This is a genomic window from Stenotrophomonas sp. YAU14A_MKIMI4_1, assembly GCF_003086855.1.
In the GTDB taxonomy this organism is placed as follows: domain Bacteria; phylum Pseudomonadota; class Gammaproteobacteria; order Xanthomonadales; family Xanthomonadaceae; genus Stenotrophomonas.
The window spans coordinates 3,311,695-3,324,430 of sequence record NZ_CP025998.1; the positions used below are offsets into that span (position 1 = coordinate 3,311,695).

Genomic DNA, 12,736 nt, shown 5'->3' on the forward strand with positions numbered 1-12,736 from the left:
CTTTTTGCTTTCGTAGAGTCGAGCTTGCTCGACTGCTCGGGCTTCGTAGAGTCGAGCTTGCTCGACTGCCCAGCCAAGCAGTCGAGCAAGCTCGACTCTACAAAGGCGGTGGAGCAGTCGAGCAAGCTCGACTCTACAAGGGCGTCGCACGGCGCGCGGGCATAAAAAAACCCCTTCCCTGCTGGGCAACAGGGAAGGGGTTTCAGGGTACGGCGATCGGGATGGAACTTAGATCAGCGGTGCCGGGGTGGCCGGCAGAGCGACCGGAGCGGCCTTCTTCTTGCGGGCGGCCGGCTTGCGCTTGGCAACCTTCTTCGCTGCCTTCTTCGGGGCAGCCTTCTTGGTGGCCTTCTTCGCGGTCTTCTTTACGGCCTTCTTGGCAGTCTTCTTGACGGCCTTCTTCACTGCCTTCTTGGCGACCTTCTTGGCCGGCTTGCGGGCGGTGGTCTTCTTGGCGGCCTTCTTGGCAGTCTTCTTCACTGCCTTCTTGGCGACCTTCTTGACGGCCTTCTTCGCGGTCTTCTTTGCCGGCTTCTTGGCTACCTTCTTCGCCGCCTTCTTCACTGCCTTCTTCGCAGTGGTCTTCTTGGCGACCTTCTTGGCGACCTTCTTCACCGCCTTCTTTGCCGTTGCCTTCTTCGCGACCTTCTTCACTGCCTTCTTGGCAGCGACCTTCTTCGCGACCTTCTTCACCGCTTTCTTGGCGGCGGGCTTCTTTTTCGCAGCTTTCTTGGTTGCCATGGGATGGCTCCTCGTCAGTGATAGGGAGTTGAAACGCCCAGGTGGATCAAACCCGCCGATGCTGCGTGCGGGGACCGCCGGCGCGTCAGGCGCGCCGTTACGGATGCGGCAATGTCGGCCCCGGTCGGCGGGACGGACATCGGAAAGGAAAGTGCCGTGCGTTTCTCCGGGGGAAGCAGGGCCCTGTCCACCGTCTTGAGGATCGCGGTGGTCTTGGAGGGATTGCTTCGCATCGGACGATTGATTCGGCGCACTCGGTTGGGCAGGCAAGGTCTGCTGAGGCGAAACCTAATCACGGTTTTTTTTACTGTCAACAACCCCCGCGAAAAATTTTCACATCGCGGCGCCTTGGCGGCGCGCCCGCTGCGGGCCCGGCAGCACCCGCCGCGCGCCGGTTCGAGCGCTGCAAGGCGGTGCGACGGCGCACGTGCCGACCAACACGTTGAATAAAAAACACTTGAAATAAGCACTCTGCGTTGATAGGCAGTGGCTGGCGCAGCACGCACGTGCGGTCGTCGTCGCTACCGCACGATGGCGGAAGCCGCTCTCGAAACGGACCCGCAACGGGGGTAAAAACTTTTCACATCCGGGTGCAGTTCCGCGGGTGCCGAAACACGGATTTGCGCAAAACTGCGCAAGCCCGAACGCATCGTTCGCGCGCAGCGATGGCCGCCACGCGCACCCGGCACACGCACCTTCGGTCCTGGCTGACGCGGGTGCAGAAACGAAAACGGCCACCCGAAGGTGGCCGCTGGTGTTCGCCGGAAACCAGGACTCAGTGGTCCTCGTCTTCCAGTGCTTCGGCGTAGGCGTCCGGATCCAGCAGCTCGTTGAGCTCTTCGGCGTTGGACAGCTCGACCACGAACATCCAGCCTTCGCCGTAGGCATCTTCGTTGATGGTTTCCGGCTTGTCGGCCAGCGCCGAGTTGACCTCGACCACCTTGCCGCTGATCGGGCTGTAGACGTCCGAAGCCGCCTTCACCGATTCGACCACGGCGATCTGCTCGCCGGCCTTGGCGTCGGCGCCGACGTCGGGCAGTTCGACATAGACCAGGTCACCCAGCAGGCCCTGGGCGTGGTCGGAAATACCAACGGTAACGCGGCCATTGCCTTCGACGCGGGCCCACTCGTGGGACTTGAGGAACTTGAGGTCGCCGGGGATCTCGCTCATGGAACTGCTCCAGGAATACAGGGGTGTGGAAAGAACGGGGCTAGTGTAACCAACCGGCCGCCACTGCTGTCAGTGACGACCGGCACGTTCGCATCACGCGTCGACAAGCACGCCCGGTTGGGCCTGGCCTTCGCGCACGAACGGGAACTTGACCACGCGCACCGGTACCTGGCGGCCGCGGATGTCCACGGTCACCTGGCCCAGTTCGCCTGCCGGCACGCGGGCAAACGCGATGCCCTTGGCCAGGCTGGGCGAGAAGGTGCCGGACAGGATCTCGCCCTGGCCGCTGGCGGTGGTGACCGCCTGGCCGTGGCGCAGCACGCCCTTCTCGTCCATCACCAGGCCGATCATCTGGCGCGCGGTGCCGGCGGCCTTCTGCGCCTCCAGCACATCGCGGCCGATGAAGTCGCGGCCTTCGTCCAGCGACACGGTCCAGGCCAGCGCGGCTTCATACGGGCTGATCTCTTCGTCCATGTCCTGGCCGTAGAGGTTCATGCCCGCTTCCAGACGCAGCGTGTCACGCGCGCCCAGGCCAGCCGGCTTCACCCCGGCGTCGATCAGGCGGTTCCAGAACGCGACCACCGCGTCCTGCGGCAGCAGGATCTCGAAGCCGTCTTCGCCGGTGTAACCGGTGCGGGCAACGAACAGTTCAACGCCGTCGTTGGCCTTGACCTGCAGGGCGGCGAAACGGGTGAGCTTGGCCAGCGCCTCGCGGTCGGCGCCGCCGACCAGGCCAGCGACGCTGTCGCGGGCCTGCGGGCCCTGCACGGCCAGGATGGCCAGGTCCGGGCGCTGCTCCACGCTTACGCCGAACGGTGCGGCCTGTTCGCGCAGCCAGGCCAGATCCTTTTCGCGGGTGGAGGCGTTGACCACCATGCGGAAGAAATCGTCGGCCAGGTAGTAGACGATCAGGTCGTCGATGACGCCGCCGCGGGCATTGAGCATGCACGAGTACAGGGCCTTGCCCGGCACCTTCAGCTTGTCGATGGAGTTGGCCAGCAGGCGGCGCAGGAACGGCTTGGCCTGCTCGCCGCGCAGGTCGACCACGGTCATGTGGCTGACGTCGAACACGCCGGCTTGGCGACGCACCAGGTGGTGTTCGTCCAGCTGCGAGCCGTAGTGGATGGGCATGTCCCAACCCCCGAAATCGACCATCTTGGCGCCGAGGGCGCGGTGGGTATCGTTGAGCAGCGTCTTCTGGGTCATGACCGGGTCCGGCAGCAGAGGAAACAAGAACGCGCATTATCCCAGATCGGTCGGCGGCAGGCGTGCCGCAGCGCAGCGGGGGGCGTGTGTGTGTGTGTTGGGCCGGCCTGCGGCCGGCGGCGCTTTCTATACGCCAGAGCGCAGAGCCAGAGCCACAGCCAGAGCACTTCGGCTCTGGGTTGATTCGGCGTGGGCGGGGCGGTGTGGGGTGGCGGGACACGCCGTAAACCCGTCCATGGGGGCTCGTAGGCGCCATCCATGGCGCCTGCGGTCCCGCCACCCCACACCACCCCACCCTTCCGGGTTCACCGGTGACGGACGGCAAAGGCAGGGGCAAGGGCGGATTTGGATGTCGATATATATATGGAGAGGGGTCGGAGCCCTTTCCTGCGGAAAGGGATCCGACCCCGGGGAGCCGGCTTTTGCTTTTCGCTCTTTATTTCTTTTCCGTGGGCTGGACGCGCACGGAAACTGTCGGGGGTCGGGCGGGTTGGGTTCGCGGGGGTGTCCGCGGCATGGATGCCGCGGCCAAGCCTCCAGGGACGGATTCACGGCGTCGCCCGCGAACCCAACCCGCCCGACCCGGCTCGCAATGCCAGTCGACTCCACCGCCGGCCACCCCACGAGGGGCTGCGCCGTTGGCTGGAACCCTCAGATGCGGGTGGTGGCCAGGAACCGTTCGCGGTCCTGCTGGGTGCGGCGGCGGATTTCTTCCAGGGCCTGGCTTTCGGTCGCCGCCAGCATCGCCTCGAACAGGCGCTGGAAGTGGTGGCGCATGGCATTGCGCGCGGCCACCGGATCGCGGCTGCGCAGTGCTTCGAAAATGGCCATGTGCTCGTCGGCGCGGCTGGCGCCGTCGTCATGGCAGACCCGCGCGTAGACCTCGGTCACCCGCGGCAGCTCGCTGCGCATGCGCCAGATCTGCTGCACGAAATACTCGACCACCGGATTGCCGGACAGCCGCGCGATGGTCAGGTGGAAACGGCGATCGAAGTCGCCCGCCTCGGCATCGGTCAGGTCGCGCCGGCACAGTGCTTCGGCCAGGACCTGCAGTTCGGCGATGCCGGCGTCATCGATGTTGCCGGCCGCCAGCGCCGCTGCTTCGGCCTCGAACACGGCACGCGCGGCGGTAAGGTCGAAAGCACTGACATCGGGCAGGCCGCCGCTGGCCTGCGCCGGGCGCGGCTTCACGTAGACGCCCGAACCGATGCGGATGGCGATCCAGCCCTGCGCTTCCAGGGCGATCTCGGCTTCGCGGATGGTCACCCGGCTGACGCCGAAACGCTCGGCCAGCTCACGCTCGCCCGGCAGGCGCGAACCCGGCGGGAATTCACCGCCCTCGATCAACGAGCGGAGCTTGGCGGCGATGGTCTGGTAGAGACGGTTGGCGGACATGCGGCTGACCCTTGGCGGTTCCCTCCGGGCCCGTCCCGGGCCACCGTGCGCGGTGCGGGTCCGGTTGGAGCGACGGCGCGACCTGTGGCCGCGCCGCCCTGTTCAGAACTTGTATCGTACACCGAAATACGCGCGTCGCCCGTAGCTCACCACTTCACGGAAGTTGCCGTAAAGCGGCTGGTAGGCCACGCGCGGTTCGTTGGTCAGGTTCATCAGCTCCAACGACAGCGACAGCTGTTTGCTGACCCGGTAGCGCATGCGCAGGTCCACGCTGGTGTTGTCATCGTAGTAGCGGTTCTGCTGCGCGGTGTTGCCGGTGAAATCCTGGTAGTAGTGCGAGCGGAACTTGCCGATGGCCTGGATGTTGAAGCGGCCGACGTCCCAGTAGATCGAGCCGGACAGCACGTGCCGCGAGAAACCGCTCAGCCCGGCCGGCGGCACGATGGCGGGAATGATGCTGCCATCGGCGGCTACCTGCTCGCCCAACCGCGAATCCTGGGTCTGGTAATCGGCATCGGCGTAGTTGTAGCTGACCTTGAAACCCAGCCCGTCGAACGGCTTGGGCAGATAGGACAGGCGGTGGGTGGCAGTCAGCTCGAAGCCGGTCAGCGTGCTGTCCTCATCGGTGGTGACCTGCTGGCGCACCGGTACGGTCACCGTCTGCCCGTTGAGGGTGTAGGTTTCCGGCACCAGCGCGGTGGCGGTGCCGCCGTTGAACTGCTTCCAGTACACCGCACCGGCCAGCATCGTGTCCGGGTTCGGGTACCACTCCAGCGACAGATCGCCGTTCCAGGACATCAACGGCTGCGCGGCCGGGTTGCCGCTGGCACTGATGTCATCCAGCGCGTCGGCCAGGTCGCTGTAGGTGGCATCGCTGCTGACATTGATGGTGCGCCCTGCCCCCAGCGCGGCGATATCCGGACGCGACATCGCCCGGTAGGCGCCCACCCGCAGCAGCAGGTCCGGCTGCAGTTCGAAAGCGGCATTCAGGCTGGGCAGCAGCTTGTCATTGCCGGCCTTGAACACCTGCGTGGTGTAGTTGCCGGTGGGCTGCAGGCGAAGGGTGCCATCGCCGTTGTCCAGCACCACAAGATCGGTGCGCACGCCTTCGGAACGCACATCGGTCTTCACCCAGCGCAGGCCGACGTTGCCGCTGACCGGCAGGCCCAGCAGGGTGCTGCTGAATTCGCCCATCAGGTACAGCGCGCGGGTCTTTTCAGTGACATCGACGTTGTTGGGATCCTGGAAATCCGGATCGAGGCCGCTGGCCAGGCTGCCACGGAACGACTGGTACAGGCAGTCCGGATCGAAGTACGCCCACGACGAGATCGTGTTGCCACTGGAGGCGTCCATGAAGTCGTCCTGCGGGAACGGCGCACGACACGCCTTGTTCGCCGCGATGATCTTCGCCTTGTCGGCGGCCACGCGCTGGTCGTAGTCGGTGACCAAGGTGTTGTCGCGCAGGCGGTAGTCGGCCTGGCTGGCGCGCAGCCCGCCCTTGATGCGGGTGAAGAAGCCCGACTCGGGCGTGAAGCTGGTATCGAAGCGGCCGGCCTTGATCTTGTGATCGTTCTCGGTGGCGCTGGAGGTCACCCGCGCCGCACCCGAATACGCATCCCAGTTGTTCACATCGAAGTTGGGCGCCAGCGCGATGCTGGGCACCTCGCCGTGCCAATCCCAGTCGTAGTCCACGTAGCCGGTGGCGCCGCTGCTGATACCCGGCACCACGGCGTTGTTGACGTCGCGCTGGTTGGCGCGCAGGCGGGTCATGCGCTCGCTGTCCAGGCGGTTGGTGTGCGAGTAGGAAAGATCGGTGGTCAGTTCCCAGGCGGGGCTGGGGCGCAGGATCAGGTTCAGGCCGCCACCGGTGTACTCCTCGCCGCGCCAGTAGCGGTTGGACGTGGAATCGATGGAGGTGCTGCCGTGCAGGTGGCGCACGATGCCGTTCTCGTCCACCTCGCGCTGGGTGATGCCGCGGCGGGCGTTGGACAGGCTGAGGTCGCTGCGGTTTTCATACCAGTTGCGGTCGGTATGCTCGAAGTCCACGTTCAGCTCGACCACATCGTTGGGCCGCCACTGGATCGCGGCGAACTCGCTCTGGCGATCGTTGCGTTCCTGTTTCAAGCGATAGATGCGGCTGCTGGGCACCAGGTAGTACGGCGCCCCGTTGGCGATGGCCTGCGCGCTCACTTCGTTGCAGTTGGCGTTGGCCACGTTCTGCGCGCCGTTGCAGGCGTACCAGGTGGAGCCGCTGGTGATGCTTTCTTCCGGGTCGGTGCCGTCCAGCCGCTGGAAGCCCAGCGAGATGCCCAGCTTCTGGCCATCGCCGAATTCGAACTGATCGATATAGCTGGCGGTGCCGCGGTAGCCGATGCCATCGTCGTCGCGGTACTTCTTGTCATACTCGGCCCAGCTGCCGCGCAGGTCGATCTGCGCCGCGCGCTTGCCATATTCCAGCGGACGTACGGTCTCCAGGCCGATGGTGCCGGCCACGCCGCCCTCGATGATGTCCGCACGCTGGGTCTTGTAGATGGCCACCGTGTTGACCAGCTCGGCCGGGAACATGTTGAAGTTCACCGAACGATCGCCACTGCCGTTGGTGATCTCGCGACCGTTGAAATTGGTGCTGCTGAGGAACGCGCCGAGGCCGCGGATCGAAATTTCAGAAGCGCCGGTCTTGTCACGGGTGGACGCGGCGCCGGTCAGGGTTTCGATGGCATCGGCCAACGACGGTGCCGGCAGATCGCCGATGTCATCGGCCGACAGCACATCGGCAATGACCGTGTCGTCGCGCTTCTTGTTGATCGAACTCTGCATGGATTCGCGGATGCCGGTGACCTGCACCTGGTCCAGCGTGGTCGCATCCTGGTCCTGCGCGGCCGACTGCGCCTGTACGGTGGGCACGGCCGCCAGCGCTGCCAGCAGTGCCACGATCAGTGGCGTGGGGCACAACGAGGTGTTGCGTACTGCTCCGGCGGTTCGCCGCATGGTCTCCTCCTCCCAAAGGATCGCCTGGATGGCAGGCGTGGGACGCAGCTTCGGCACGCCGATGGCAAGTTGTCAACCAATTGGACTGGGTTTTTCTTAATACCTTTGTTTCAGACCAATTCACGGTCAACTTATGTGCTGATGCAGCATGACTTTGCGCGAAATCTGGCTTACAAAAGACCTCGAAGTGGTATACATACCCGCCCCGAAACGACACTCACACTGTCCCTGGAAGGTTCGCATGCGCCTCTTATCGCTACCGCACCGCCGTTCCAAACCATTTTCGGTTTCCTGCCTGACCACTGGACTGGCAATGTGCCTGTCCACTTTTTCGGCGCAGGCCGCCAGCTGGCTGGTGCACGACGCCGCCGAGTTCACCACCGCGGCCGCAGCGCTGCAGCCCGGTGACGAGATCGTGCTGGCCGATGGCACCTGGACCGATACCCGGTTGTTGCTGAAGGGACAGGGCACGGCGGCGGCGCCGATCGTGCTGCGCGCACAGACCCCGGGCAAGGTGATCCTGAGCGGCCGCTCCGACCTTCGCCTGGCGGGCAGCTACCTGCAGGTGTCCAACCTGGTGTTCCGCGATGGCTACACCCCCGGGGATTCGGTGGTGGCCTTCCGCGAATCGAGCAAGGCCGTGGCCACCCACAGCCGGGTGACCGGGCTGGTGATCGACGATTACAGCAACCCCGATGCCAGCGACCAGGACTACTGGGTATCGCTGTACGGCAGCCACAACCGCCTGGACCACAGCCAGTTGCGCGGCAAGACCAATGCCGGCCCGACCGTGGTGGTGGTGCGCGATGCCACCCAGGGCCTGGACAACCAGCACCGCATCGACCACACCTGGTTCGGGCCGCGCCCGGCGCTGGGCGTGAACGGTGGCGAGACGATACGCGTGGGCACCAGCGATACCTCGCTGAGCGATTCCAACAGCACCATCGAGAACAACTGGTTCGAAGGCTGCGACGGCGAAACCGAGATCATCAGCAACAAGTCCGGCGGCAATACCTATCGCGGCAACGTGTTCTACCGTTCGGCCGGTGCGCTCACCCTGCGCCATGGCAACGGCAACCGTGTACTGGACAACGTGTTCCTGGGCGATGACAAGGCCGGTACCGGCGGCGTGCGCGTGATCAACGCCGACCAGACCGTCAGCAACAACTACTTCGAGCGCCTGGCCGGTTCCAGCAACCGCGCCGCGCTGGCGGTGATGGACGCCCAGGCCAACCCGCCACTGTCCGGCTACGCGCCGGTAGTGAACGCCACGATCAGCCGCAACACCTTCGTCGATGTGGCCAGAATCAGCTTCGGCGTCGGCCACGATCCGGCCAAGGGCCTGGACGTGGCCGCCAGCAACAGCCGCTTCAGCGCCAACCTGATCGTCAACCGCAACAGCAAAAATCCGCCCACCGCCGCCAGTTCGCTGGCGGGCATCACCTTCGCCGGCAACGTGCAGTCACCGCAGGCCAGCACGGTGTTTCCCGGCGGGGTGGCCAGCGCCACCGTCACCCTGCAACAGGCCGCCGGCGGCCTGTGGGCGCCCAGCCCTGCCCTGCCGGCCGTGGGTGCCGAGGCGGCACTGACGATGACCGCGCGCGAAGCAACCGGGGTGGACTGGTACCCCAAGGTGGGCGAGGTTGCCCTGTCACGCACCAACACCGGAGTTGATCGATGAGGTTGCAGCCGCTGTTCGTTTCCCTGGCCCTGGCCCTGCCCGCTGCCGTGATGCCGGCCCTGCCGCTGCAGGCGGCACCGGCGGCCAGCGCACGCCAAGCCGACACCCCACCGGTGCTGGTGACCGCTGCGCAATGGCAGCAGATGGCCAGCGAGGGCAGCCGCTACCCCTGGTTCGCCAAGGAGCAGGCGCGTGCGGAAAAAACGCTGAAGAAGATGATGAAGGCCGGCATCGACGTGCCGGTGCCGAAGGACAAGGGCGGCGGCCGCACCCACGAACAGCACAAGCGCAATTACCAGGCACTGCTGGCGGCCGGCACGCTGTACCGGCTGACCGGTGACAAGGCCTATGTCGACTACGCGCGCGACATGCTGCTGCAGTACGCCAAGCTCTACCCCACCCTGGGCCCGCACCCCGAAGGCCGCGGACAGATTCCCGGCCGCGTGTTCTGGCAGGTGCTGAACGATTCGGTGTGGCTGGTGAACGCGATCCAGGGCTACGACGCGATCCGCGATGCGCTGCCCGCCGCCGACCGCCAGACCATCGAATCGCAGGTGTTCCGGCCGATGGCCGAGTTCCTGGTAAGCGAGCCGAAGAACTACGACCAGATCCACAACCATGCGACCTGGGCGGTCGCGGCCACCGGCATGACCGGCTATGTGCTGCGTGACCAGGAACTGGTGGAGAAATCGCTGCGCGGCAGCCAGAAGAATGACCAGTTCGGCTTCCTGCGCCAGGTCGACCTGCTGTTCTCGCCCGATGGCTATTACGAAGAAGGCCCGTACTACCAGCGCTATGCATTGGCGCCGTTCCTGCTGTTCGCCAATGCCATCGAACGCAACGAACCGCAGCGGAAGATCTTCCAGCGCCGCGATGGCGTGCTGCTGAAGGCGGTCGATGTGCTGGTGCAGACCAGCTATGACGGCCTGTTCTTCCCGATCAACGATGCGATCCTGGACAAGGGCATCGACACCGAAGAACTGGTGGCCGGCATCGGCATTGCCTATGCGCGCAGCGGCGATGATCGCCTGTTGTCGGTAGCGCAGAAACAGAAACGGCTGCTGCTTTCGCCCGAGGGCCTGCAGGTGGCGCAGGCCTTGGCGGCCAACAAGGCCAAGCCCTTCGACTTCCGGCCCCTGTTGTTGCGCGATGGCCCGGCCGGCGACCGCGGTGGCCTGGCGATCCTGCGCATGAACGGTGAGCGCGGCCAGGCGCTGGTGCAGAAGGACACCATGCAGGGCATGGGCCATGGGCATTTCGACAAGCTCAACTGGCTGTTCTACGACAACGGCAACCCGGTGGTGACCGACTACGGCGCGGCCCGCTTCCTGAACGTGGAAGCCAAGCGCGGCGGCATCTACCTGGCCGAGAACCGCAGCTGGGCCAAGCAGACCGTGGCCCACAACACCCTGGTGGTGAACGAGACCAGCCACTTCAAGGGCGACTGGAAGCGCGGCGAAGAGCTTGCACCGCAGGTGCGCTTCTTCCAGGCCGACGCCGACACGCAGATTGCCTCGGCCAGCATGCGCGATGCCTACCCCGGCGTGGTGTTCACCCGCACCCAGGCGCTGCTGCGCCATCCTGAACTGGGCCTGCCGGTGGTGCTGGACCTGCTGCAGGTGCACGGCGACAAGGCCGCGCGCTACGACCTGCCGCTGCACTTCAACGGCCACATCGTCACCACCGGCTTCGAGGCCGAGCATTTCCCGGCGCAGCGCCCGGTGCTGGGCAGCGACAACGGCTACCAGCACCTGTGGCTGGATGCGCGCAGCAAGGCCGGCAGCGAACCGCGCACGCTGGCCTGGCTGCTCGATGGGCGCTTCTACACCTATCGCTTCGGCAGCAGTGCGCCAGCACAAGCCCTGCTGGTGGAAAGCGGCGCCAACGATCCGGAGTTCAACCTGCGCCGCGAACCGGCCCTGCTGCAACGCGTGGAAGGGCAGAAGGACGTGACCTTCTACAGCGTGCTGGAGCCGCATGGCGAGTACAACGGCACCGCCGAATACGTGCACGGCGCCGACAGCCGCATCAAGGAGATCGTGCGCAGCCGTGGCAGCGATGCCGAGGTGATTGAACTGCGCCTGGCCAGCGGCGCCCGCATCGCCCTGGGCGTGGCCGACGACAGCACCGCCAAGGGCGAGCACAGCGTGACCGTTGATGGCCACGCCTACCGCTGGAGCGGCAGCCACGCGCGCATGGACCGCAGCAAGGGTGACGCGCGATGAACGGCCCGGCGGTGGTATCCACCCTGCGCAAGGTGCCGGTACGTTCGGCGGTGCGCTGGCTGATCGTCGGCCTGATTGCCGTGGCCACGGTGATCAACTACATCGACCGCAACGCCTTGGCGGTGATGTGGCCAGAGATCGCCAAGGAAGTGGGCGCAACCAAGGATGATTACGCGCTGCTGGTAACGGTGTTCATGCTGTTCTACGCGGCCGGCCAGTTCCTGTTCGGCCGCCTGTTCGACATGATCGGCACGCGGCTGGGCTTTGCGCTGTCGATCAGCGTGTGGTCGATCTCGATTGCCCTGCATGCAGTCACCCATTCGATCCTGTCCTTCAGCCTGGTGCGCGCGATGCTTGGCATCAGCGAGGCCGGTGCATGGCCGGGCGCGGTGAAGGCCAATGCGGAATGGTTCCCGGCGCGCGAACGGGCGCTGGCGCAGGGCGTGTTCAACGCCGGTGCGTCGGTAGGCGCGATTGTCTCGGCACCGGCCATCGCCGGCCTGTACCTGTGGCTGGGCTGGCGCGGCACCTTCGTGCTGGTCGGTGCCATCGGCTTCCTGTGGCTGCTGCCGTGGCTGTTCGTCTACCGCGCCGGGCCGGACAAGCACCCCTGGGTGAGCGACGCCGAACGCCGATTGATCCAGGAAGACCAGGCCGGGCAGCAGGCAGTGGCCGCGCCGAAGGTGAGCGTGCGTGCGCTGCTTGCCCATCGGCAGAGCTGGGGCATGCTGGCCTGCCGCTTCCTGCTGGACCCGATCTGGTGGCTGTTCGTTTCCTGGCTGCCGATCTACCTCGCCGAAACGTTCGGCTTTGACATCAAGCAGATCGGTCTGTTCGCCTGGGTGCCCTTCGTCGGCGCCATGCTGGGCAGCCTGAGCGGTGGCTGGCTGTCCGGGCGCCTGATCCGCGCCGGGCACAGCGTGGACCGCGCGCGCAAGCTGTCCATCTCGCTGGGCTGCGTGATCATGGCCCCGGCCCTGCTGGGCGCAGTGCTGGCCAACCAGCCGCTGCTGGCGGTGCTGGCCATTGCCGCGGTGCTGTTCGGCTTCCAGGTGGCGATCGGCAACATCCAGACCCTGCCGGGCGATCTGTTCGATGGTCGTTCGGTGGGCACCCTGGCCGGCCTGGGTGGGCTGGCCGCCGTGGCCGGCACCCTGATCACCACCTGGCTGGTGCCGGTGCTGACCCGCCATTCCTACGCGCCCATTTTCATTCTTGTCGCCGCCCTGGTGCCGCTGTCGCTGGCTGCGCTGTGGTGGTGGACCGGCCCGATCCACAAGCTCGACCGCCCCGGCCGTTGAGCCCACGTTTTTCATTCCCCCGCAAACC

Annotated in this window: 8 protein-coding genes; 3 read left to right on the forward strand and 5 right to left on the reverse strand. The window is 65.8% G+C overall.

The features are described 5' to 3' along the window. Window positions 1-228: 228 nt before the first annotated feature. From C1931_RS15180 to C1931_RS15200, 5 genes are all read right to left on the reverse strand, one after another. Complete coding sequence (locus C1931_RS15180; protein ID WP_234412831.1) at window positions 229-1,011, reverse strand: histone; 783 nt, start codon at window positions 1,009-1,011, stop codon at window positions 229-231. 505 nt (window positions 1,012-1,516) lie between these two features. Continuing rightward, window positions 1,517-1,912 (reverse strand): glycine cleavage system protein GcvH, encoded by a 396-nt coding sequence (gene gcvH, locus C1931_RS15185; protein WP_108756933.1) that lies wholly within the window; start codon window positions 1,910-1,912, stop codon window positions 1,517-1,519. A gap of 93 nt (window positions 1,913-2,005) precedes the next feature. Next, window positions 2,006-3,118 carry a glycine cleavage system aminomethyltransferase GcvT gene (gene gcvT / locus C1931_RS15190; RefSeq protein WP_108756934.1) on the reverse strand — a complete coding sequence of 371 codons (1,113 nt, stop codon included), beginning with the start codon at window positions 3,116-3,118 and terminating at the stop codon, window positions 2,006-2,008. 651 nt (window positions 3,119-3,769) lie between these two features. After that, a complete protein-coding gene (locus C1931_RS15195; protein ID WP_108750799.1) occupies window positions 3,770-4,513 on the reverse strand; it encodes a FadR/GntR family transcriptional regulator in 744 nt (247 codons plus the stop codon). A 102-nt stretch (window positions 4,514-4,615) separates the two neighbouring features. Next, window positions 4,616-7,501, reverse strand: a complete 2,886-nt coding sequence (locus tag C1931_RS15200) for a TonB-dependent receptor (RefSeq protein WP_108756935.1) — start codon at window positions 7,499-7,501, stop codon at window positions 4,616-4,618. Between the two features lie 313 nt (window positions 7,502-7,814). Here C1931_RS15200 and C1931_RS15205 point away from each other — a divergent pair, with 313 nt between their 5' ends. From C1931_RS15205 to C1931_RS15215, 3 genes are read left to right on the forward strand one after another with little or no spacing between them, the layout of a single operon-like run. Further along, the gene (locus C1931_RS15205) at window positions 7,815-9,182 is read left to right on the forward strand and encodes a polysaccharide lyase 6 family protein (RefSeq protein ID WP_234412832.1); all 1,368 of its coding nucleotides are present in this window, start codon (window positions 7,815-7,817) and stop codon (window positions 9,180-9,182) included. Further along, on the forward strand, window positions 9,179-11,407 hold the full coding sequence (locus C1931_RS15210; protein WP_108756937.1) for an oligoalginate lyase: 2,229 nt from the start codon (window positions 9,179-9,181) through the stop codon (window positions 11,405-11,407). Before C1931_RS15205 ends, C1931_RS15210 begins: the two co-directional genes overlap by 4 nt. Further along, window positions 11,404-12,708, forward strand: a complete 1,305-nt coding sequence (locus C1931_RS15215) for an MFS transporter (RefSeq protein WP_108756938.1) — start codon at window positions 11,404-11,406, stop codon at window positions 12,706-12,708. The genes C1931_RS15210 and C1931_RS15215 overlap by 4 nt, the downstream gene beginning before the upstream one ends. Window positions 12,709-12,736 lie beyond the last annotated feature (28 nt).